At 64.6% G+C, this 22527-nt stretch carries 18 protein-coding genes; 14 read left to right on the forward strand and 4 right to left on the reverse strand.

The features are described from left to right. Positions 1–326 precede the first annotated feature (326 nt). Entirely contained in the window at positions 327–548 is a 222-nt protein-coding gene (locus FLQ03_RS19715) for a phage integrase N-terminal SAM-like domain-containing protein (RefSeq protein ID WP_420855668.1), read from the forward strand. Between the two features lie 415 nt (positions 549–963). On the opposite strand, the gene FLQ03_RS18335 is transcribed toward FLQ03_RS19715, so the two are convergent. Continuing rightward, complete coding sequence (locus FLQ03_RS18335) at positions 964–1890, reverse strand: LysR family transcriptional regulator (RefSeq protein WP_144374028.1); 927 nt, start codon at positions 1888–1890, stop codon at positions 964–966. Positions 1891–2019: 129 nt separating this feature from the next. Between FLQ03_RS18335 and FLQ03_RS18340 the strand changes: the two genes are divergently transcribed. The 4 genes from FLQ03_RS18340 (at position 2020) to FLQ03_RS18355 (ending at position 5764) form a co-directional block, all read left to right on the forward strand. Next, a complete protein-coding gene (locus tag FLQ03_RS18340; RefSeq protein WP_144374029.1) occupies positions 2020–3420 on the forward strand; it encodes an NAD(P)/FAD-dependent oxidoreductase in 1401 nt (466 codons plus the stop codon). A gap of 65 nt (positions 3421–3485) precedes the next feature. Next, positions 3486–3842 carry a cupin domain-containing protein gene (locus FLQ03_RS18345; RefSeq protein ID WP_144374030.1) on the forward strand — a complete coding sequence of 119 codons (357 nt, stop codon included), beginning with the start codon at positions 3486–3488 and terminating at the stop codon, positions 3840–3842. 45 nt (positions 3843–3887) lie between these two features. Beyond that, positions 3888–5369: an aldehyde dehydrogenase family protein gene (locus tag FLQ03_RS18350; protein WP_144374031.1), complete on the forward strand. Its 1482-nt coding sequence runs from the start codon at positions 3888–3890 to the stop codon at positions 5367–5369. A 5-nt stretch (positions 5370–5374) separates the two neighbouring features. Further along, the gene (locus FLQ03_RS18355; RefSeq protein ID WP_144374032.1) at positions 5375–5764 is read left to right on the forward strand and encodes a DUF7079 family protein; all 390 of its coding nucleotides are present in this window, start codon (positions 5375–5377) and stop codon (positions 5762–5764) included. Positions 5765–5882: 118 nt separating this feature from the next. On the opposite strand, the gene FLQ03_RS18360 is transcribed toward FLQ03_RS18355, so the two are convergent. Continuing rightward, on the reverse strand, positions 5883–6845 hold the full coding sequence (locus FLQ03_RS18360; RefSeq protein ID WP_144374033.1) for a sugar-binding transcriptional regulator: 963 nt from the start codon (positions 6843–6845) through the stop codon (positions 5883–5885). 232 nt (positions 6846–7077) lie between these two features. On the opposite strand from FLQ03_RS18360, the gene FLQ03_RS18365 reads away from it, so the two are divergent. The 9 genes from FLQ03_RS18365 to FLQ03_RS18405 all read left to right on the forward strand — a co-directional run bounded on the left by FLQ03_RS18365 (position 7078) and on the right by FLQ03_RS18405 (position 16921). After that, on the forward strand, positions 7078–7851 hold the full coding sequence (locus tag FLQ03_RS18365; protein ID WP_144374034.1) for an L-iditol 2-dehydrogenase: 774 nt from the start codon (positions 7078–7080) through the stop codon (positions 7849–7851). Between the two features lie 85 nt (positions 7852–7936). After that, positions 7937–9262, forward strand: coding sequence for an ABC transporter substrate-binding protein (locus FLQ03_RS18370; RefSeq protein WP_144374035.1), 1326 nt, complete (start codon positions 7937–7939; stop codon positions 9260–9262). A 75-nt stretch (positions 9263–9337) separates the two neighbouring features. Further along, complete coding sequence (locus FLQ03_RS18375; protein ID WP_144374036.1) at positions 9338–10282, forward strand: carbohydrate ABC transporter permease; 945 nt, start codon at positions 9338–9340, stop codon at positions 10280–10282. Beyond that, positions 10279–11103: a carbohydrate ABC transporter permease gene (locus tag FLQ03_RS18380; RefSeq protein WP_144374037.1), complete on the forward strand. Its 825-nt coding sequence runs from the start codon at positions 10279–10281 to the stop codon at positions 11101–11103. The genes FLQ03_RS18375 and FLQ03_RS18380 overlap by 4 nt, the downstream gene beginning before the upstream one ends. Next, positions 11103–11780 (forward strand): HAD-IA family hydrolase, encoded by a 678-nt coding sequence (locus tag FLQ03_RS18385; RefSeq protein WP_144374038.1) that lies wholly within the window; start codon positions 11103–11105, stop codon positions 11778–11780. The genes FLQ03_RS18380 and FLQ03_RS18385 overlap by 1 nt, the downstream gene beginning before the upstream one ends. A gap of 42 nt (positions 11781–11822) precedes the next feature. After that, positions 11823–12947, forward strand: coding sequence for a sn-glycerol-3-phosphate ABC transporter ATP-binding protein UgpC (gene ugpC, locus FLQ03_RS18390; protein WP_144374039.1), 1125 nt, complete (start codon positions 11823–11825; stop codon positions 12945–12947). Positions 12948–13056: 109 nt separating this feature from the next. Beyond that, positions 13057–14451: a D-arabinitol 4-dehydrogenase gene (gene dalD, locus FLQ03_RS18395; RefSeq protein ID WP_144374040.1), complete on the forward strand. Its 1395-nt coding sequence runs from the start codon at positions 13057–13059 to the stop codon at positions 14449–14451. Between the two features lie 21 nt (positions 14452–14472). Continuing rightward, on the forward strand, positions 14473–15951 hold the full coding sequence (gene xylB / locus FLQ03_RS18400) for a xylulokinase (protein ID WP_144374041.1): 1479 nt from the start codon (positions 14473–14475) through the stop codon (positions 15949–15951). 34 nt (positions 15952–15985) lie between these two features. After that, complete coding sequence (locus FLQ03_RS18405; RefSeq protein WP_144374042.1) at positions 15986–16921, forward strand: carbohydrate kinase family protein; 936 nt, start codon at positions 15986–15988, stop codon at positions 16919–16921. 154 nt (positions 16922–17075) lie between these two features. Here FLQ03_RS18405 and FLQ03_RS18410 read toward each other — a convergent pair whose 3' ends face one another. Together FLQ03_RS18410 and putA are read right to left on the reverse strand one after the other, a co-directional pair. Continuing rightward, a complete protein-coding gene (locus tag FLQ03_RS18410; protein ID WP_144374043.1) occupies positions 17076–18305 on the reverse strand; it encodes a branched-chain amino acid ABC transporter substrate-binding protein in 1230 nt (409 codons plus the stop codon). 112 nt (positions 18306–18417) lie between these two features. After that, positions 18418–22029, reverse strand: coding sequence for a trifunctional transcriptional regulator/proline dehydrogenase/L-glutamate gamma-semialdehyde dehydrogenase (putA, locus tag FLQ03_RS18415; RefSeq protein WP_144374044.1), 3612 nt, complete (start codon positions 22027–22029; stop codon positions 18418–18420). Positions 22030–22527 lie beyond the last annotated feature (498 nt).

The following is a 22527-nucleotide window of genomic DNA, read 5'->3' on the forward strand; positions in this document are numbered from 1 at the left end:
AATTACTGGCGGAGAAATCAGGTAAATTAGCCTTGGACTCTAAAGCGTAGTGCTACTGAGATTGGGGGGACGTCGACCCGGCAGCAGGTTGCCTTCGAATGCTTGACCACGAAATATCGGGGTATTGGAAACTAGGTCGAGTGATTCGATGAGGTTTACGAATTCAACGAACGTTTTCGCTGTTGCGTCGGCGGATGAGTTGGATGGCATTTGTGTTGCCTAACGTGAAATATACATCTTTGCAGGTGTATATTTGGTTTATCTGTGTGTATAACCAGGCATGATATGCGCATTTTTCATTGTTTTACAAGCTATTGAGGTTGCCAATGCCTGAAAGTACACAGCCAGATGGCACTGCCGCGCCACGCTTGCCCGATGGGTTGTGCCAGACGCTGCGAGCCGGGCATGGCCGCCTGCACACCGAGCAGCAATACGTCAATTGGGTACGGCGCTTTTTGCGCTTTCACCCTCATCGGCACCGTCGCGAGATGGGGGCTGCGGAGGTCAGCACCGTCTGCCCGCAAAATCAAACCCAATACCTGGCGTAATACCAGTCAGTTAATGCTGACTGGCGTTTTTTGGTTAGGGGTTTGTTTCGTTGAAATGCGCTAGTGTGTCCGCTATGCGGACGATGATTAGATGCCGGTTCCGCCCGGCAGACGGGAAAGGGGGCGGATTGCCGCCCCCTTTTCATTCCCCCGCAACCCGGGGCTGCTCGAAACCCCGGTCAAAACGGCACGCCCCAGGCGCCGCCGAACTCGCCCCTAGCTAACGGCTCGGGGCTCAAACAAATCGGCGTCTTAAAACCTGGGGCGCACCATTTTGACCGGCTCGCGCCAACGGGATGGGGCGCTTCACTCACGCCTTCCTACTTGATGGCCAAGCACATTCGCCTCACTGACTGGCATTAGCCACCTGGCGGGTTTTTTCATATGCCGCACCTGCGGCCAACCTCCTGCCCTGTTAGCTCCCCTCCCGCCCGGTATCCGGCGCGCCCAGTTCGCCCAGAAAGCTGTCCAGCACCATATTGCTGCGCCGGCCTTTGCGCACCACCACGCTTAGCGGCGTGCTGTAGCGGTATTCGTCGGGGCGGATGGCGCGCATCTGGCCGCGCGCGACCCAGGTGGCGGCGTAGTGGTCGGGCAGAAAGCCGATGTAGTGGCCGCTCAGGATCAGGAAGGCAATGCCTTCGCGGTCGGACGCCTTGGCAGTACAGTGCAGCTGGCCCAGCCAGCGGTGCGCCTCGTCGGTAATGCGGTAATTGGGGAAGATGGCGTGCGCCTGGCGGATGGCGGTGTCGTCCGGCACCGGCGACAGAAAGAACGGATGCTCGCTGCTGCAGTACAGCGACGACTGTTCCTCGTACAGGCGCAAATAGGCCAGGCCCGGCAAGGGGTGGATTTCGGGGATCACCCCCACGTGCAGCGTGCCGTCCAGCACGCCCTGCTCGATGTCGCTGGGCACCATCATGGCGATGTTGATGCACACGCCGGGGCCGCGCGCGCTCAACGCCTTCAGCGCCTTGGTAACATGCATGTGCGACTGCGTGACCAGGTTGTTAATGATGCCGATGTTGAGGTCGCCACGCAGCTGGCGGTGCAGCTGGTTCACTTCGTCGCGGAAGTCCTCGATGGCCGACAGCAGGATGTTGGCCGCACGCAGCACTTCGCGGCCCTCGTCGGTCAGCGCAAAGCCGGCGCGGCCACGGCGGCACAGGCACACGCCCAGCCGTTTTTCCAGGTCGCCCATGTGCAGGCTGATGGCCGAGCGGCTGATGCCCAGCACGCTTTCGGCGGCCGAGAAACTGCCGCACTCCACCACGGTCTTGAAAATGCGCAGCAGGCGGATGTCGAAATCACTCACCTGCCCCAGCGTTACCGGCTTGCTCATTACGTTAATCATCCGCAAACTGAAGTTTGGAAATATTGTATTTAACTTGCGCGAATGGCAAGTCATCCTTAGCGGAAATGGCGCACACTCGCGCTATAAACAACTCATCCACCACACAGCCCACCCTCTATGGCACAGACCGTCTACGAACGCCTTCCGCCCAGTGCGGACACCATCCGTCATGCCCTCGCCGCCAGTAAAGCTGCACCGTTCTGGCTGGACGACGTTGACCGCGGCCCGGCCGCACCTGCGTTGCAGGGGGAGGTGCGCAGCGCGCTGCTGATTGTCGGCGGCGGTTTTCTCGGGCTGTGGTCGGCGCTGATGGCCAAAGAACGCCAGCCAGGGCGCGACGTGGTGCTGCTGGAAGCCGGCCGCGTCGGCCAGGCGGCGTCGGGGCGCAACGGTGGCTTCTGCGAAGCCAGCCTGACCCACGGCGAGGACAACGGCCTGAAGCGCTGGCCGGAAGAGTTTGCCCAGCTGGAAGCGCTGGGCCTGGACAACCTGAACCAGCTGGAAGCCACGCTGGCGCGTTACGGCATCGACTGCGACTTCGAGCGCACCGGCGTACTGGAAGTGGCGGTGGAACCGTACCAGGTGGCGCGCTTTGACGGCGAAGGCTGTCTGGACGAGGCCGCCATCCGCGCCGAAGTGAACTCGCCTACCTTTCTGGCCGGCCACTGGGACCGCGACGGCACCGCCATGATCCACCCCGGCAAGCTGGTTGCGGGCCTGGCACGCGTGGCCCGCCAGCTGGGCGTGCGCTTTTTCGAACACAGCGCCGCCACCGGCATTAGCCACCAAGGCGAGCGGGTGCGCGTCGACACCGCACAGGGCCACGTGCTGGCCGAGCGGGTGATTCTGGCCACCAATGCCTTCCCCTCGCTGCTGAAGCGCTACCGCTGGCACACCATCCCGGTGTACGACTACGTGCTGATGACCGAGCCGCTCAGCGCAGAGCAGTTGGCCGCCATCGGCTGGCAGCACCGCCAGGGCATTGCCGACGTCGGCAACCAGTTCCATTACTACCGGCTGACGCGCGACAACCGCATCCTGTTTGGCGGTTACGATGCTATCTACCACCTGGGCGGCAAGATCAAGCCGGAATACGAAGAGCGGCCGGAAAGCTTTGAACGGCTGGCCAGCCACTTCTTCACCACCTTCCCGCAGCTGGCCGGCCTGCGCTTCAGCCACCGCTGGGCCGGGGTGATCGACACCTCGTCGCGCTTCTGCGCCTTCTTTACCGACGCCATGGACGGCAAGGTGGCGCTGGCCGCCGGCTTTACCGGCCTGGGCGTGGGCGCCACGCGCTTTGCGGCCAACGTGCTGCTGGACAAGGTAGAAGGCCTGGATACCGAACGCACCCGGCTGCGCATGGTGCGCGAGATGCCGCTGCCCTTCCCGCCCGAGCCGCTGACCTACACCGTGGTGCAGGCCATGCGCTGGAGCCTGGACCGTGCCGACCACAACCACGGCCGGCGCAATGCCTTTCTGCGCGGCATGGATGCGCTGGGCCTGGGCTTCGATTCCTGACACACCGCCGCGGCCAACCCTGGCCGCCGCTGGCACCCACACTGTTACCGCAAGGGAAAGCTGCCATGACAACGCAAACGCTACTGGGCAACTACGCCCTGCTGGCCACCACCGCCGAGCTGGCCTACCAGCCGGTAGACCCGGCCAAAATCGTACAAGGCCCGGCCACCGTCGGCGTGGCCGAGCTGGCCACGCTGGGCGATGTCGCCATCGGCGTGTGGGAGATGTCGCCGTCGGTCACCACCGATATCGAAGTGGACGAATGCTTCGTGGTGCTGGACGGCGACGCCACCGTCAGCTTTGACGACGGCACCGCACCGCTGCAGCTACAGCCCGGCAGCGTCGGTTTCCTGAAAGCCGGCACCGCCACCACCTGGACCGTACGCCGCACCCTGCGCAAGATCTACATCGCCCGCGCCTGACGCGCGGCCTTATCGATGCCTGCCGTACCCGCTACCGGAGACACCATGCAGACCCGCCTCAACTACATCAACGGCCAGTGGCAACCCGCGCTGCTGGGCCATACCCGCGACATCCTCAACCCGGCCAACGGCGACGTCATCGGCGTGGTCGCCGACAGCACGGCAGAAGACACGCTGCAAGCCATTGCCGCCGCCAAGCACGCCTTCTACGAGCAAGGCGACTGGCGCCACATGAGCGGCCCGCGCCGCGCCGACATGCTGTACCGCATTGCCGACGCCATCCGCACCCGTACCGAAGAGCTGGCGCTGCTGGACTGTCTGGACAACGGCAAGCCGCTGCGCGAAGCGCGCTGCGACATCGAAGACGCCGCCGCCTGCTTCCGTTACTACGCCGGCCTGATCGGCAAGCCGCAAGGCGGCGTGTACGAGGTGCCGGACGGTTTCGGCCCGATGCACGCCTACAGCCTGCACGAACCGGTAGGCGTGTGCGGCCTGATCACGCCGTGGAACTACCCGCTGCTGATGGCCACCTGGAAGCTGGCCCCGGCGCTGGCCGCCGGCAACTGCGTGGTGTTCAAGCCCAGCGAGCTCACGCCGCTATCGTCGGTGGTGCTGTTTGAAATCTTCCACGAGGTGGGCCTGCCGGCAGGTACCGCCAACCTGGTGCTGGGCAGCGGCCCGGCCGCCGGCCAGCCGCTGGCCGACAGCCACGACGTGGACATGATCACCTTCACCGGTAGCACCCGCACCGGCCAGCTGATCGCCCGCGCCGCGGTAGGCAACCTCAAGCGCGTGGGGCTGGAGCTGGGCGGCAAGTCGCCCAACATCATCTTTGCCGACGCCGACCTGGAAGGCGCGGTGGAATGGGCGATGATCGGCGTGTTCTTCAACCAGGGCCAGGTGTGTTCGGCTGGCTCCCGCATCCTGATCGAGGCGTCGCTGAAAGACCGCTTCGTAGCCCGGCTGGCGGAACGCGCCAACGCGATGACCATCGGCCCCGGCGTCAACGACCCGGACATCGGCCCGCTGGTTTCCGCCGGCCAGCTGGAAAAAGTGCTGGGCTTCATCGAACGCGCCAAGGCCGAGGGCGCCACCCTGGTGTGCGGCGGCCAACGCCATACCGACGGCGACTGCGCCAATGGTTACTTCCTGCGCCCCACCATCTTCGACAACTGCCGCAGCGAGATGGAAATCTGCCGCGAGGAAGTGTTCGGCCCGGTAGTGGCGATCCAGACCTTCAGCGACGAAGCCGAAGCCATCCGCCTGGCCAACGATACGCCGTACGGCCTGGCCGGCGGCGTGTTCACCACCGACGGTGCGCGGGCGCTGCGGGTGATGAAGGCGCTGCGCGCCGGCGTCACCTGGATCAACTGCTACAACCCCACCTTCAACGAAGCGCCGTGGGGCGGCTACAAGATGAGCGGCTACGGCCGCGACCTGGGCGTCAACGGCCTGCTGGAGTACCAGCAGGTGAAACAGGTCAACATCAACCTGCAGCCCGGCCCGGTGGGCTGGTACAGCCGCTAGGCACGATGGCGGCGCTGTCCGGCAGGCAGATCGCGTGGGGCGTGCTGGCCCAGGTGTGGGTAGACACGTCGTACGATGCCGCCGAGTTGGCCGCATTCCGCGCCCAACTGGCCGCCACCGGCCTGAGCAGCCGTGAACTACAGCATATTGCCTATCGCGAAGTGTGCGGCGCGTTCGCCTTGTTCACGCTGGTAGTCTACGCCAGCGCAGGCATGGCCTTACCGGACTGGTACTACCCCGAAGACGACGCGCGGCAGCGGGTAGCAGGGTGGCTGGCACGGCCACGGCTGCTGTCACTGCTGAACCCGTTCTGGTGGCTGGGCTACCTGCTCGCCATCGGCCTGATGCGGTCTACCCTGCATTCGGTGCTGTCGCCAGACGCGCCGCCGTCGTGAACCCACCACACGGATGCGGCCAACCCTGGCGTACTGCCGGGTAAAGGTTGGCCGCACAGGCACGACAAGGCCCTGTCCGTAACGGACAGGGCCTTGTGTCATTCTGGTGATCGCAGGCTCAGGTCAGATCGTCGCTGTGCGCCAGGATGTAGCGGGCACAGGCTTCATCGGTCACCAGGCCGCTCAACCAGCGGCCACGCAACACCGCCAGAATAGCCGCCGCCTTGCGCTCGCCGACGGCAAAAGCAATCAGCGGACGGCGTGGCGGACGCTCCAGCGCCAGGCTGGTTACCCGCTGCTGCACCGGGCTCGCCACCAGCTCGCCGCGGGCGTCGATCGGCCGGCCAATCAGCTCGGCCACTGCCTGCTGCGACTTCAGTACGGTGATTTCCTCCGCCCCCAGAAAGCCGTCGGCCTGCAGCGGGCAGCCATCATCAATAGTGCCGATGCCGATGAAGGCAACGTCGGCGCGGCGGCTCATCGACTCCACCACCCGGTACAGCCGGTGCTGGCACCACTGCGCACGGTCTTCGGCGCTGTCGGCGTACAGCGGCGCCGGCAGCAGGTAGTACTGGCTCTGCGTCTTTTCCGACGCCGGCAAGGCCACGTCGTAGCGGTTGGAAGCGCCATCGTGCGCGATGGTCCCGATCAGCGACACCAGCCGGTGCTGCGGGCAGCTGAGCTCGGCCATCTCGTCGATGATGGCCTTCAGCGTGCGGCCGGAGCCCAGCTCCACCACCCGCGGCTCCGGCACATCCAGATAGCGCTCGAACACGCGAGCGCCGGCCACGGCAAGCTTGCGTTGCAGCTCGGCCGGGCTGTCCTGGTCATAGGGCACCACCTCGCACATGGTGAGGCCGAAACGTGCCTGCAGCTGGTCGGCCAGCGACAGGCAATCGGCCACCGGATGATGCACCGTCACCTTTACCAGCCCGCGCTCCACTGCCGTGGCCACCAGCCGCTGCGCCACCTGGCGCGACACGTTGAGCTGGTCGGCCAGCTCGTTCTGCGTCTTGCCGGCCACAAAATACAGCCAGGCCGCCCGTGCCGCCAAGTCCAGCTTGTCTTGTTGTCTGGGCATGCCGCCCTCCCTGTTGATGCAGATTCATCCCGCGTCGCGATTTGTACCACCGAACGCCCCTGCTGCGTCAAGCCGTGCCGCGTTGCCGGCAGCAGGTGGCAAAAAGGAATCATGGTGCACAGCAGCATCGCGCTATTTGCCGGCCCGTGGCTTGACACTGCTTTTCGTTAATATGAATATTTGCCCGCACAAAGGGCAAATGCCCAGAACAAGACAACACAGGAGCCTGCACGTGAAGCTGAACAACAAGGTGGCCGTCCTCACCGGCGCGGCCAACGGTATCGGTCTGGCTGTCAGCCGCCGCTATCTGGCAGAAGGCGCGCTGTGCGTGCTGGCAGACCTGCACCTCTCCGACGAGCTGGCCGCCTTGCTGGCCAGCCACCCGGAACGCACGCTGTGGCTGCCGGCAGACATCACCGTCGAAGCCGACATCGCGCGCCTGGTAAGCGAGGCCGTGGCCCGCTTCGGTCGCATCGACATCCTGTACAACAACGCCGCCATCTTCGACATGGCCCCGCTGCTGGAAGCCAGCCGCGACAGCTACCAGCGCCTGTTCGACGTCAACGTCAAAGGCATGTTCTTCCTGATGCAGGCCGTGGCCCGCCAGATGGTGGCCCAAGGGCACGGCGGCAAGATCATCAACCTGTCGTCGCAAGCCGGCCGGCGCGGCGAAGCGCTGGTCTCGCACTACTGCGCTACCAAGGCTGCCGTCATCAGCTATACCCAGTCTGCCGCGCTGGCGCTGGCGCCGCATGGCATCTGCGTCAATGCCATCGCCCCCGGCGTGGTGGACACGCCGATGTGGCAGGCGGTGGACGCACTGTTTGCCCGCTATGAAGGCCTGGCCCCCGGCGAAAAAAAACGCCAGGTCGGCGCAGCCGTGCCGCTGGGCCGCATGGGCCGCCCCGACGACCTGGCCGGCGCCGCCGTATTCCTGGCCAGCGCCGACGCCGACTACATCACCGCCCAGACCCTGAATGTCGATGGCGGCAACTGGATGAGCTAGGCCCGGTACCCGTTTTTACCGCTGGCTGGCCGGTTGCCCAGCCACGCTGCCCGTGCAGCACCACAACATAACGAGGAGATAAAGCATGACCCGATTCACAGCACGCCACGCCGGCCGTCTGGCCGCCGCCTGCGCCCTGGCCTTGGCCGCCCTGTCCGCCCAAGCAGCCACCACGCTGACCATTGCCGCCCTGAACAACCCGGACATGGTGGAGCTGAAAAAGCTGTCGCCGGCCTTCGAAAAACAGAACCCGGACATCAAGCTGAACTGGGTGGTACTGGAAGAAAACGTACTGCGCCAGCGCGTGACCACCGACATCGCCACCAACAGCGGCAAGTTCGACGTAATGATGATCGGCACCTACGAAGCCCCGCTATGGGCGAAGAAGGGCTGGCTGAACCCGATGGACAACCTGGCGCCCGAGTACGACCTGAACGACGTGGTGAAAACCGCGCGTGACGGCCTGTCCTACGGCGGCAAGCTGTACGCGCTGCCGTTCTATGTCGAAAGCTCGATGACCTTCTACCGCAAGGACCTGTTTGCCAAACTGGGCCTGACCATGCCGGAGAAGCCGACCTACACCCAGATTGCCGACTACGCCAAAGTGCTGAAGGAAAAAGGCGGCGTGTACGGTATCTGCCTGCGCGGCAAGGCGGGCTGGGGTGAAAACATGGCCTACCTCACCACGCTGGTCAACGCCAACGGCGGCCGCTGGTTTGACGAGAACTGGAAAGCCACCATCGACAGCCCGGAATGGAAAAAGTCGGTGAGCTTCTACGTTGACCTGCTGAAGAAATACGGCCCGCCGGGCGCCAGCACCAACGGCTTCAACGAAAACCTGACCCTGTTTGCCAGCGGCAAGTGCGGCATGTGGATCGACGCCACCGTGGCGGCCGGCATGCTGTTCAACCCGAAAGAATCGCAAGTGGCCGACAAGGTAGGCTTTGCCCAGGCGCCGACTGGTGTGACGGCCAAAGGCAGCAGCTGGCTGTGGTCGTGGGCGCTGGCGGTACCGAAGTCGTCCAAGCAGGATGACGCCGCCAAGAAGTTCGTGCAGTGGGCTACCTCCAAGGAATACATCAAGCTGGTGGCCAACGATCTGGGCTGGACGTCCGTCCCGCCGGGTACCCGCATCTCCACCTACAACCAGCCGGAATACGTGAAGGCCGCACCGTTTGCCAAGTTCGTCCTGAGCGCCATCCAGTCTGCCAACCCCAACGATGCCACGCTGAAAAAAGCCCCGTATAGCGGTATCCAGTTTGTCGGCATTCCGGAGTTCCAGTCCTTCGGTACCGTGGTAGGCCAAGCCATCTCCGGCGCACTGGCCGGCAATATGACGGTGGACGCTGCGCTGAAAGCCGGCCAAGCCACGGCCAACCGTGCCGTGATCCAGGGCGGTTACCAGAAGTAAGCCTTACCACCGCCGCCGGGTTGCCGCTGTTTGCCGGCAACCCGGCTTCCGGACCATAACAAGACGAGATACCCCATGCACTCCTCTGCCCACCCTGCCCTGCGCAAAGACGCCACCGGCAGCCCCGGCCCCGCCGCCGGCGCCCGGCCTGGCCGCTGGATGCAGCGCTGGCTGCAATCGCCGGCCGTTGTCAGCCTGCTGCTGTGGTCCATCGTGCCGCTGCTGATGACGGTCTGGTTTTCGCTGATCCGTTACAACCTGCTCAGCCCTGAAGACACCGGCTTCGTCGGGCTGCAGAACTACCAGTTCATGTGGAGCGACCCGGCCTTCCTGCCGGCCGTATTCAATACCCTGCTGCTGACGGTAGCCGTACTGGTGATTTCCGTGGTCGGCGGCGTGCTGCTGGCCGTGCTGTACGACCAGCCGTTCATGGGCCGCGGCGTGGCCCGACTGCTGGTGATTGCGCCCTTCTTCGTGATGCCGACGGTCAGCGCGCTGATCTGGAAAAACATGCTGCTGCACCCGGTGTACGGCTTGATCGCCGCCGCCACCACCGCACTGGGGCTGCCGCCGGTGGACTGGCTGGGCGAATACCCGATGCTGTCCATCATCATCATCGTCAGCTGGCAATGGCTGCCGTTTGCCTTCCTGATCCTGCTAACTGCCATCCAGTCGCTGGACCAGGAGCAGAAAGAAGCCGCCCAGATCGACGGCGCCGGCCCCATCGCCATGTTCTTCCACATCGTGCTGCCGCATCTGAAACGTGCCATCGGCGTGGTGGTGATGATCGAGACCATCTTCCTGCTGTCCATTTTTGCCGAAATCTACACCACCACCGCCGGCGGCCCCGGCACCGCCACCACTACGCTGTCCTACCTGATCTACCAGCTGGGCCTGCAGCAGTTCGATGTGGGCATGGCCTCTACCGGCGGCATCCTGGCCGTGATCCTCGCCAATATCGTGTCGGTGTTCCTGGTACGCATGCTGGCCAACAACCTGAAGGGGGAGAACGAACGATGAAACGTACTGCATCCCGCCAGCTGCAATATGTGCTGACCACGGCCCTGGCCTGGACGCTGGCCCTGCTGATCTTCTTCCCCATCCTGTGGATGATGCTGACCGCGTTCAAGACCGAAAGTCAGGCCTACCAGCTGTCGCTGTTCTTCACCCCCACGCTGGAAAGCTTCCGCGAGGTCTTCGCGCGCAGCAATTACCTGGGCTTTGCGGCCAACTCCATCGCCATTTCCGGTGGCGTGACGCTGCTGAGCCTGCTGATTGCCATCCCGGCCGCGTACAGCATGGCGTTTTTCCCCACTGCCAAAACGCAGAAAGTGCTGCTGTGGATGATGTCCACCAAGATGATGCCATCGGTAGGCGTGCTGCTGCCGGTGTACCTGCTGTGGAAGAACATCGGCCTGCTCGATACCGTCAGCGGCCTGATCATCATCTACACGCTGATCAACCTGCCGATTGCGGTATGGATGACCTACACCTACTTCTGCGAAGTGCCCAAGGAAATCCTGGAAGCCTCGCGCATTGACGGTGCCAGCACCTGGCAGGAAGTGTGCTACCTGCTGCTGCCGATGTCGCTGCCGGGCCTGGCGTCTACCGCCCTGCTGCTGCTGATCCTGTCGTGGAACGAGGCGTTCTGGAGCATTAACCTGTCCAGCGCCAACGCTGCGCCGCTGACGGTGTTCATCGCCTCCTACTCCAGCCCCGAGGGCCTGTTCTGGGCCAAGCTGTCCGCGGCCTCGCTGCTGGCCGTGGCGCCCATCATGGTGCTGGGCTGGCTGACGCAGAAACAGCTGGTACGTGGCCTGACCTTCGGAGCGGTGAAGTGATGCCCGCCTATACCCACCTGATCAGCGATTGCGACGGCGTACTGCTGGACAGCGAAGCCATCGCCTTCGACGCCCTGCTGCAGCAGCTGGCACCGCTGCTGCCGGGGCAAGACCTGGACGCGCTGGTGCGCCCGCGGCTGGGCCTGACCCTGCCCGACCTGCTGGCCGATATCGGCCGCCAGCACCCGCTGCCGCTGGGCGACGACGCGGTCGCCGCCATGCGCCACCACATCGAAGACGAAGTGGCACGCCTGGCCCGCCCTATTCGTGGCGTGGACGCCGCGCTGCGCGCCATCCCGCTACCCAAGGCCTGCGCCAGCAACAGTGCGGCCAACCGTGTGCGCAGCTCGCTGGCCCAGACCGGCCTGCTGGCGCACTTCGGCCCGCACGTGTACTGCGCCGACGAAGTGGGCATCGCCAAACCCGACCCCGGCCTGTTCCTGCATGCCGCCCGCGGCCTGGGCGCCAGCCCGGCACGCTGCCTGGTGGTGGAAGACAGCGTCACCGGCACCCGCGCCGCCAGCGCCGCCGGCATGACGGTGCTGGGCTTTACCGGTGCTGGCCACATTGCCGACGGCCAGGCCCAGCGGCTGCGCGACTGCGGCGCCCGACACACTTTTGATGACATGGCAGACCTGCCGGCCCTGGTGGCCCGCCTCTGCCAGGCACAACCCTAATCGCTACCGGGTGGCCCAGACGGCTGCCCAAGGAGACTCAACATGGCAAGCGTTACCCTGCGCAACATCAGCAAACGCTACGGTGACAACCCGGAAGTGATGCGCGACATCCAGCTGGATATCGCCGACGGCGAGTTCGTGGTTTTTGTCGGCCCCAGCGGCTGCGGCAAATCCACGCTGCTGCGCATGATTGCCGGCCTGGAAGACATCAGCGGCGGCGACATGTATATCGGCGACGAGCGTGTCAACGATATTCCGCCGGCCAAGCGCGGCATCGCCATGGTGTTCCAGAGCTATGCGCTCTACCCGCACATGTCGCTGTACGACAACATGGCCTTCGGCCTGAAACTGGCCGGCAAGTCCAAGGCCGAGATCGACGCTGCGGTACAGAAAGCCGCCAAGATCCTGCACATCGACCACCTGCTGGACCGCAAACCCAAGGCCCTGTCCGGCGGCCAGCGCCAGCGCGTGGCCATTGGCCGCGCCATTACCCGCGAACCCAAGGTGTTCCTGTTTGACGAGCCGCTGTCCAACCTGGACGCCGCGCTGCGCGTGAAGATGCGGCTGGAGTTCTCCCGCCTGCACCAGGACCTCAAGACCACCATGATCTACGTCACCCACGACCAGGTAGAAGCCATGACCCTGGCCGACAAGATCGTGGTGCTGTCCGCCGGCCGCGTCGAACAGGTAGGCAGCCCGCAAACCCTGTACCACCACCCGGCCAACCGCTTCGTCGCCGGCTTTATCGGCTCGCCCAAGATGAACTTCATCGAAGGCGTGGTGGTGTCGGCCAACCCTCAGCAAGTCACCGTGCAGATACGGGATGGCGGCCTGCAGACCGTCTGCGTCGATGGCAGCAGCCTGAACACCGGTGAAGCCGTCACCCTGGGCGTACGCCCGGAATACCTGCGCCGTGACGAGCAGCAGCCCAGCGTCTACGGCCAGGTCAGCACGGTGGAAAGCCTAGGCGACTTTTCCTACCTGTACGCCGAATCGGACAGCGCCAGTGACCCGCTGGTGAGCCGCATGCCGGATGGCCAGAACGCCACCCACGGCAGCCGCGTCGGCTTTGCCATTCCGCCGCACCACTGCCACCTGTTCCGCGAGGACGGCGTGGCGCTGGCCCGCACCCCGGCGCTGGCGACCGAGACCGCCGAGGTCTGCTAAACCCCTGAACCCGGCCGCACTGCGGCCAACCTCCCCAGCATGCCAGGCCCGTCACGGGCCCGGCAGGGGGAAGGCTTGTCTTCACCCGTCATGACAGGACAACCCGAACATGTCTACCGCTTCCGCCACCCCCTGCTGGCTGCACATTGGTGCCGGCTCTTTTCATCGTGCCCATCAGGCCTGGTACCTGGACCAGCTGGACAAGCACGGCCAGGCCCGCTGGGCACTGGCACTGGCCAATATCCGCGCCGACATGGCACCGCTGCTGGACCAACTGGCCGCCCAGCAAGGCCGCTACACGCTGGAAACCATTTCGCCAGCAGGCGAACACCGCTATGAAACCGTGCACGCCATCAGCAACATCGTGCCGTGGCAAGCCGACCTGCAGCCGCTGATTGCCAAGGGGGCCGACGCCGATACCCGCATCATCTCGTTTACCGTGACCGAAGGCGGCTACTACCTCGACCATTCGCACCAACTGGACACCGCCAACCCCGACCTGGCCGCCGACCTGAACGGCGGGCTGAACACCATCTACGGTGCCGTCGCTGCCATCCTGCGGGCGCGTCAGGCCGCCGGCAACGCCCCGGTCACCCTGCTGAACTGCGACAATCTGCGCCACAATGGCGAACGCTTCCAGCAAGGTCTGCAGCAGTTTCTGACCCTGCGCGGCGAACACACGCTGCTGGCCTGGGTAAACCGCTACACCAGCACCCCCAATACCATGGTGGACCGCATCACCCCGCGCCCGACGCCGGAAGTCAGCGCCCGCGTGCTGCAAGCCACCGGCCAGCAAGACCCCTGCGCGCTGATGGCCGAGCCGTTCATCCAGTGGGTGGTGGAAGACCGCTTCATCGCCGGCCGCCCGGCGCTGGAAGCGGTAGGCGTGGAAACCGTGGACTCGGTCTTGCCGTACGAAGAAGCCAAGATCCGCATCCTGAACGCCAGCCACAGCTGCATTGCCTGGGCCGGCACGCTGCGCGGCCTACTGTACATCCATGACAGCACGGCCGTCCCCAGCATCCGCCAGATGACGCACGACTACGTCACCCACGACGTCATCCCCTGCCTCAGCCCCAGCCCGCTGGACCTGGCCGCCTACCGCGACACGGTACTGGACCGCTTCAGCAACCCCTACATCCTGGACAGCAACCAGCGTGTAGCCGCCGACGGTTTCTCCAAGATTCCCGGCTTCATTGCCCCTACGCTACAACAGGCAGTAGCACGCGGCGCCGACCCTGTTCATACTGCCGTGCTGCCCGCCCTGTTCCTGCGTTTCCTGCAACGCTGGCAGGCCGGTGCGCTGCCGTATGCCTATCAGGACGGCATCATGGAGCCGGTTGCCTGCCAACACATGCTGGCCGCCGACGATGTCGTGGCCGCCTATGCGGCCAACCCCATGCTGTGGGGGGATCTGGCCGGTACGCCTGCCCTCTACAGCCTGCTCAGCCGCGCGCTGGCGCGGGTGGACAGCTGGCTGGCCACGCAGGATGCGGCCAACTAGCACCCGATTGCGGAGGAAGGGATGTATCTAGGAATCGATCTTGGCACGTCGGAAGTGAAAGTCGTGCTGCTGGACGGGCAAGGCCACCTGGCCGCCGTGGCCGGCGAAACGCTCAGCGTGTCGCGGCCACAGCCGGGCTGGTCGGAACAAGACCCGCAAGCCTGGTGGGACGCCACCTGCACCGCCATTGCCCGCTTGCGCGACAAAGCTGGTGCGGCCTTTGCCGAAGTGCGCGCCATCGGCCTGTCCGGCCAGATGCACGGCGCCGTGCTGCTGGATGCTGACGACCGCGTATTGCGGCCCGCCATCCTGTGGAATGATCTGCGCAGCGTGGCCGAGTGTGCGGCGCTGACCCGCGCGGCGCCGTCGCTGCATCAAGTGGCCGGCAACCTGGCCATGCCGGGCTTTACCGCCCCCAAGCTGCTGTGGGTAGCCCGCCATGAGCCCGCCGTGTTTGCGGCGACCCGCTGCGTGCTGCTGCCCAAGGACTACCTGCGTTTGCTGCTGACCGGCGACAAGGTCGGTGATACCTCCGATGCGTCCGGCACGCTATGGCTGGACGTGGCCGCGCGTGACTGGTCCGACACCCTGCTGGCGGCCTGCGGCCTGGATCGCAGCCATATGCCCCGCCTGGTGGAAGGCCCGCAAGCTGCCGGTACCTTGCTGCCTGCGCTGGCCGCGGCGTGGGGGCTGTCTCCCGGCGTCATCGTAGCCGGGGGGGCCGGTGACGGGGCGGCCAGTGCCATCGGCATCGGCGCCGTGGCACCCGGTGACGGTTTCCTGTCGCTGGGTACCTCCGGTGTGATGTTCGTGGTCGATGACCACTTCCGCCCCAACCCCGACTCGGCACTGCATACCTTCTGCCATGCCCTGCCGGGGCGTTGGAATCAGATGAGCGTGATGTTGGCCGCAGCCAGCTGCCTGCGCTGGTTCTGCCGCCTGACCAGCGTGGATGAGGCCAGCTTGCTGCAGGAAATCGAAGCACTGGACCACCCGACGCTGGACGCCGCACCGCTGTTCCTGCCGTATCTGTCCGGCGAGCGAACGCCGCACAACGACCCGTTTGCCCCCGGCGTGTTCTGGGGTCTCACCCAGGCACATGACCGCGCCGCGCTGGGCTATGCCGTACTGGAGGGCGTGAGCTTCGGCATGGTGGACGGGCTGGATGCACTACGCGCTGCCGGCAGCCAGGTCAGCGAGCTGTCACTGGTGGGCGGCGGCGCACGCAGCCCGTACTGGGCACAACTGCTGGCCGACGCGCTGGACCTCAACATTGTCACCCATGTGGGCAGCGAGGCCGGCGGTGCGCTGGGTGCGGCGCGGCTGGGCTGGCTGGCCGATGGCGGCGAACTGGCCACGGTGTGTACCCGCCCGCCGGTCAAGGCGGTCTATCAGCCGGACCCCAGCCGTCATGCAGCCCTGCTTCCCCGCCTGCAGCGCTTTCGCGATATCTATCGCCACCGCCCGCCGGCCTTACCCCTTACCCGGCAGCAGCCATGAGCCTGCTGTCTGATCCTAGCCAGGAGACTGCCAGATGTTCCTGATCTGTGGCGAAGCACTATTCGATGTATTCCTGCAAAACGGCAAGACCAGCTGGCCTGCGCTGGACTACCGCGCCATTCCCGGTGGCTCACCGTTCAACGTGGCCATCGGCGTGGCCAGGCTTGGCCAGCCGTCGGCGCTACTGGGCGCCGTGTCCAGCGACTTTCTGGGCCAACAGCTGCAGGCCGTCCTGCAGCAGGAAAACGTTACCACCCGCTATCTGCTGCAACGGGCATTACCCACCACGCTGGCACTGGTCAGTCTGGACGCCAACGGTCATCCGCAATACGCCTTTTATGGCGATAAAGCACCGGAAGCCAGCCTGACCACCGCCGAGCTGCCAACGCTGAACGAGCAGATTGCCGGTATCCACTTTGGCTCCTACGCCTTGGTGCGCTCGCCGACGGCAGAAGCCCTCGCCACGCTGTTGCAGCGTGAGAGCGGCCAGCGCTTGTGTACGCTGGACCCGAACATCCGCCTGAATGTGGAACCGGACCTCGGGCGCTGGCGCGAGGTGATCGAACACCACGCCGGACTGGTGGACTTGATCAAGGTCAGCGATGAGGACCTGCAGCTACTGTACCCGGACACCGATCCGGCCGAGACGGCGCGGCGCTGGCTGTCCGGCGCCTGCCAATTGGTTCTGATGACACGCGGTGGCGACGGCGTCAGCGTGTTCAGCCGCCAGCACGGTGAATGGCAGCAACCTGCCACAGCCGTCAGCGTGGTGGATACGGTGGGAGCTGGCGACACGTTCCAGGCCGGCCTGCTGTGCTACCTGGCTGAACAAGCGCTGGCTTCGCCACGCGGTGTGGCCAGCCTGTCACGGGCCCAGATTGATGCCATGGTGCAGTTTGCCACCCGGGCGGCCGCACTCACCTGCTCGCGGCGCGGGCCGGACCTGCCACGCCGGCACGAGCTGGACTGATCCGCCCGACAACATGGCAAACGCTGCGGCCAACCTGGGCAAGCTGCCAGGTTGGCCGCAGGCTCGCCGGGGACACCACCAGGCAACAAAAAGCCCTTCCGCAAGCGGAAGGGCTTTTCTCTCTCCAGCCCCCTCTCAGGGGCGCATGCCAGGCTTACTGGGCAGCGGAAGCCGTAGCAGCAGCGGGTGCGCCGCCACCGATGGTTTCCATTACTTTCCACTCGCCGCCTTCAACCTTGTACACGGTGATGCCGCCGTCTTTCAGGTCGCCCTTGTCGTCGTAGGACCAGTTGGACGAAGTCACGCCTGCGTAGTTGATCTTGGCCAGTACCGGCAGGTATTTCGCCGGCTCGGCGGAGTTCGCCTCTTTCATGGCGGCGATCAGCACGCGGGTAGCGTCATAGCCGTACGGGGAGTAGGTGGCAACGTCCATGTTGAAACGTGCCTTGTAGCGGGTAGCGTAGTCCGGACCTTTCGGCATTTTTTCCAGCGGCAGGCCAGCCAGCGAGGCGATGGTGCCGTCGGCTTCTTTGCCGGCCAGTTTCAGGAAGGTCGGGGTCTTGGTCATTTCGCCGGAGATCAGCGGGGCTTTCAGGCCCAGGCGCTTCATCTGCTTGGCCATCGGGGCGGACTGGGCGTCAGCACCACCGTAGAACACCACGTCCGGGGAAGCGCCCTTGATGGTGGTCAGAATGGCGGCAAAGTCGGTGGCTTTGTCGTTGGTGAACTCGCGTTTCACCACGCTGCCGCCAGCGGCTTTCACGGCTTTTTCGAATTCGTCAGCCAGGCCTTGGCCGTAGGCGGTGCGGTCGTCCACGATCACCACTTTCTTGGCGCCCAGTTTCTCTACCACGAATTTGCCCATGACCGAACCCTGCTGGGTGTCGGAAGTCATGGAGCGGAAGGTGGTTTTGTAACCTTGCTGGGTGAAGGTCGGGGCGGTAGCCATGGCTACTTGCGGCAGGCCGGCGTCGGAGTAGATCTTGGAAGCCGGGATGGAAGTGCCGGAGTTGAAGTGACCGACGATACCGTTCACTTTGTTGTCCACGAACTTCTGAGCCAGCTGGGTCGCGGTTTTCGGGTCGGCCTGGTCGTCTTCGGCTACCAGCTCGAAGGTGACCGGCTTGCCGCCGATGGTCGGCTTCTCGGCGTTGGCATCTTCAATCGCCAGGGTCACGCCGTTTTTGTACTCTTCGCCGTAGTGGGCTTGCGGGCCGGTCAGCGGCGCGGCAAAGCCGATCTTGATCACTTCGGCACCGGCCGGGGCAGCAGCAGCGGCGCTGGAAGCGTCGGCAGCCGGGGCTTCTTCTTTTTTGCTGCAGCCGGCAAAGGCCAGGGCGGCGGCAACAGCGACAGTAAGGCTGGTCAGTTTGTTCAGTTGCATTTTGTCTCTCTTCTTTATCTCGGGGTTGCTCTTGCCAGTTTCGGTCCGTCTGGCTGACGGTGAAGCACGGTGGCGGCATTATTTCAATGCCGCCACGCCTTAGCAAGCCTGATCAGTCACCGATGCTCATCAGGCTGGCATTACCACCTGCGGCTGTGGTATTGACGCTCACCGCGCGCTCTACCACCAGACGGTGCAGGTTGTACCCGCCCTGCTCTACCAGCAGCAGCGGAATGAGGGCGCCGTCGCGGCGCGCCAGCTTCTGGCGCAGCACTTCGGCATCCGGGCCGGCGTACAGCACGGCGGATACGTCGGCATCGTCTACCTGCGCTACCACCTGTACCGCGCCACGCAGCACGGCCGCCACTTTCTGGGCGTGCACGCTGTCGGCCAGCAGCACACGGTTGCCGGTGGCAAACGCGGCAGCCAGCTGCATCAGCAGCGCTTCCATATTGTCGGCAGCGCACGCTACCTGGCCACGCGGGGCAAAGCGCAGGCTGTTGTTTTCGCCTGTCGGGCCCGGCAGGGTCAGGCCGTGGTGCAGCGGGGTTTCGCTGCGCGCGTCGGCAATCACTTGCAGCAGGTGCTGACGGGCACCGTCGTCCAGGCCCAGTTGTGGCAGCGCGGCTTGCAGCGCGTCCAGTGCGGCCAACGGTTGGGCATCGGCCAGACGCGCCAGCTGGGCGTCCCAGTGACCACGGGTCAGGCGGTACAGGTAGAACGGGCCACCGGCTTTCGGGCCGGTACCGGACTTGCCTTCGCCGCCAAACGGCTGCACGCCGACCACGGCACCGACGATGTTGCGGTTGACGTAGATGTTGCCGACACGAATGGTGCTGGTGATGCGCTCGATGGTTTCATCGATACGGCTGTGCACACCGTGGGTCAGGCCGTAACCGGTGCTGTTGATCTCGGCGATGACCTTGTCCAGGTCACCGGCGTGGAAGCGGATCACGTGCAGTACCGGACCGAACACTTCGCGCTGCAGCAGGCCGATATGGTCGATCTCGAACAGGGTCGGCGCTACGTAGGTACCCTGGGCGCACTCGGCGGTGAGTTTGGCCTGGTAGATGCTACGCGCCTTGTCTTTCAGGCCATTGATATGGCGCAACAGGCCTTGCTGGGCTTCGGCGTCGATCACCGGGCCGATATCGGTATCGAAGCGCGCCGGGTTGCCCACGCGCAGCTCGTCCATCGCGCCCTTGATCATGGTCACCACCTTGTCGGCGATGTCTTCCTGCAGGTACAGGACGCGCAGGGCCGAGCAACGCTGGCCGGCGCTATCGAACGCCGAGCTCAGCACGTCGGTAACCACTTGCTCCGGCAGCGCCGAGCTGTCGACGATCATCGCGTTCTGGCCGCCGGTTTCGGCGACCAGCGCCACGTCTTCGGCGCGGGCCGACAGCGTGCGGTTGATAATCTGCGCCACTTCGGTGGAGCCGGTGAAGATCACGCCCTTGATGCGCGCATCGGCAGTCAGCGCGGCACCCACCACTTCGCCACGGCCCGGCAGGAACTGCAGTACGTCGCGCGGTACACCCGCCTGGTGCAGCAGGCCCACGGCGTAGGCGGCGATCAACGCGGTCTGCTCGGCCGGCTTGGCCAGCACCACGTTACCGGCGGCCAGCGAGGCCACCACTTCACCAATGAAGATGGCCAGCGGGAAGTTCCACGGACTGATGCACACCACCGGGCCCAGCGCCGGGTGACGGCTGTTATCGAATTCCTCGCGTACCTGGGCGGCGTAGTAACGGCAGAAGTCCACCGCTTCGCGCACTTCGGCAATGGCGTTGTTCAGGGTCTTGCCCGCTTCGCGCACGGCCAGGCCCATCAGCGCCGGCATATTGGCTTCCATCAGGTCTGCCATGCGGTCCAGCGCTTCGGCGCGCTTGGCCGGCGCGGTGGCAGCCCATACCGGTGCGGCACGTACCGCGGCTTGCAGCGCGGCCTCCACGTCTTCGCGGGTGGCTTCCTGCACCTGACCTACCACGTCCTGATGGTTAGCCGGATTCAGCACGGCTTGCGGGGCAGTACCGCTCGGCTCAGCGTCCGCCAGCAGCGGTGCGGCCAACCAGGTTTGCTGTTCGCTCGCGTGCAGGCCTTGCTGCAGGCCTTGCAGTACGTGCTCGTTGGCCAGGTCCAGGCCGGCGGAGTTCTTGCGGCCACTACCGTACAGGTCGGTCGGCAGGGCAATCTTGTTGTGGGGCAGGCCACCAAAACGGCTGGCTTCGGCCACCGGGTCTTCCACCAACTCTTCGATGGACACGTTCTCGTCCACAATGCGGTTCACGAAGGAGCTGTTGGCACCGTTTTCCAGCAGACGACGTACCAGGTAGGCCAGCAGGGTTTCGTGCGAGCCTACCGGGGCATAGATGCGGCACGGCTTGTCCAGCTTGTCCTTGCCCACGACTTGGTCGTACAGGGTCTCGCCCATGCCGTGCAGGCACTGGAATTCGTAATCCTTGCCCTGCGCCAGATGGTAGACGGCAGACAGGGTGTAGGCGTTGTGGCTGGCGAACTGCGGGTAGATGGCATCCTGTGCCGCCAGCAGCTTCTTGGCGCAAGCCAGGTAGGACACGTCGGTGTAGACCTTGCGGGTGTATACCGGGTAACCCTCCAGGCCATCCACTTGGGCACGCTTGATCTCGGCATCCCAGTAGGCGCCTTTTACCAGACGTACCATGAAGCGGTGCTGGGTGCGGCGGGCCAGGTCGATCAGGTAATCAATCACGTACGGGCAACGCTTCTGGTACGCCTGCACCACGATACCGATGCCTTCGAAGCCGTTCAGGTCCGGATCGTTAGCCAGCGCCTCGACCAGATCCATCGAGATTTCCAGACGGTCGGCTTCCTCGGCGTCAATGTTCAGGCCGATGTTGTACTGTTTGGCCAGCAGGAACAGGCCTTTCAGGCGCGGCAGCAGCTCGGCCATCATGCGCTCGTGCTTCATGCGCGCGTAACGCGGGTGGATGGCGGACAGTTTTACCGAGATGCCGGGGCCGTTGTAGATGCCACGGCCATTGGACTCTTTGCCGATGGCGTGGATGGCCATCTCGTAATCGCGCAGGTAGCGCTGGGCATCGGCTTCGGTCATCGCCGCTTCGCCCAGCATGTCGTAGCTGAAACGGTAACCACGCGCTTCGCGCTCGCGGCCGTTGGCCAGCGCTTCTTCGATGGTTTCACCGGTCACAAACTGCTTGCCCAGCATGCGCATGGCCAGGTCGACACCCTTGCGGATCAGCGGCTCGCCACCCTTGGCAATGATGCGGGTCAGCGCAGCAGACAGGCCCTGCGAGCTGTGCGAAGACACCAGTTTGCCGGTCACCAGCAGGCCCCAGGCGGCCGCATTGACGAACAGCGACGCGCTGTTACCCAGGTGCGATGCCCAGTCGCCACCGGAAATCTTGTCGCGAATCAGCTTGTCGGCGGTCAGACGGTCCGGAATGCGCAGCAGCGCTTCGGCCAGACACATCAACGCAATGCCTTCCTGGCTGGACAGGGTGAACTCATGCATCAGCGCGTCCACGCCGCTGGACTTGGTGCGTTCGCGACGTACCTGCGTCACCAGCTTGCTAGCCAGCTCCTTGATGCTGGCCACCTGCTCGGCAGGCATACTGGCCTGCTCCATCATCAAGGCAACGCATTCGCGCTCGTCACGGCGATACGCCGCAGTAATGGCATCCCGAAGTGCAGTCTGGCTGCGTGCAAACTCTACAAATTGCATGAGTGTCTTTCCATGATCCAGCAGATGAGGTTATCTGACTATTGTATACAAAATATCGGATAACAGTAGCGCAGCGCGGTAGCGCATCGATAAAAACAGCGGGTGTGCAATCCGGATGCAACAGTCAGCGGCACGGGCGATATCCCGTGATAGCAGGAATGACAAGAAAGGCAACAGGACAGCCTGGAAGCGATACCAACCAATGTAGCCCAGCATAAGCCGCAGGCGCATCCGGGGGCCGGCCGCAGGCCGGCATGGGGTGGGTCGCGACGTGGCCAAGGTTGTGCGGTGAGTGGCCGAGGTCGGTGGACAGCTATCGCTTCCAGTGGATCGGCTAGGTATGGCGGCCAACGTTGGCCGCAAGGGGATTTCGGGAGGACATCGCACGCGTCGGTTTGGCACGGTCACGCATCTTTGGCCGCCCCAATGCACAAAGCCCAGCTCGTTTGAGCTGGGCTTTGTCTTAAGGGAGTCTGGCGGTGTCCTACTTTCACACGG

Source organism: Vogesella urethralis (assembly GCF_007644045.2).
Classification (GTDB): domain Bacteria; phylum Pseudomonadota; class Gammaproteobacteria; order Burkholderiales; family Chromobacteriaceae; genus Vogesella; species Vogesella urethralis.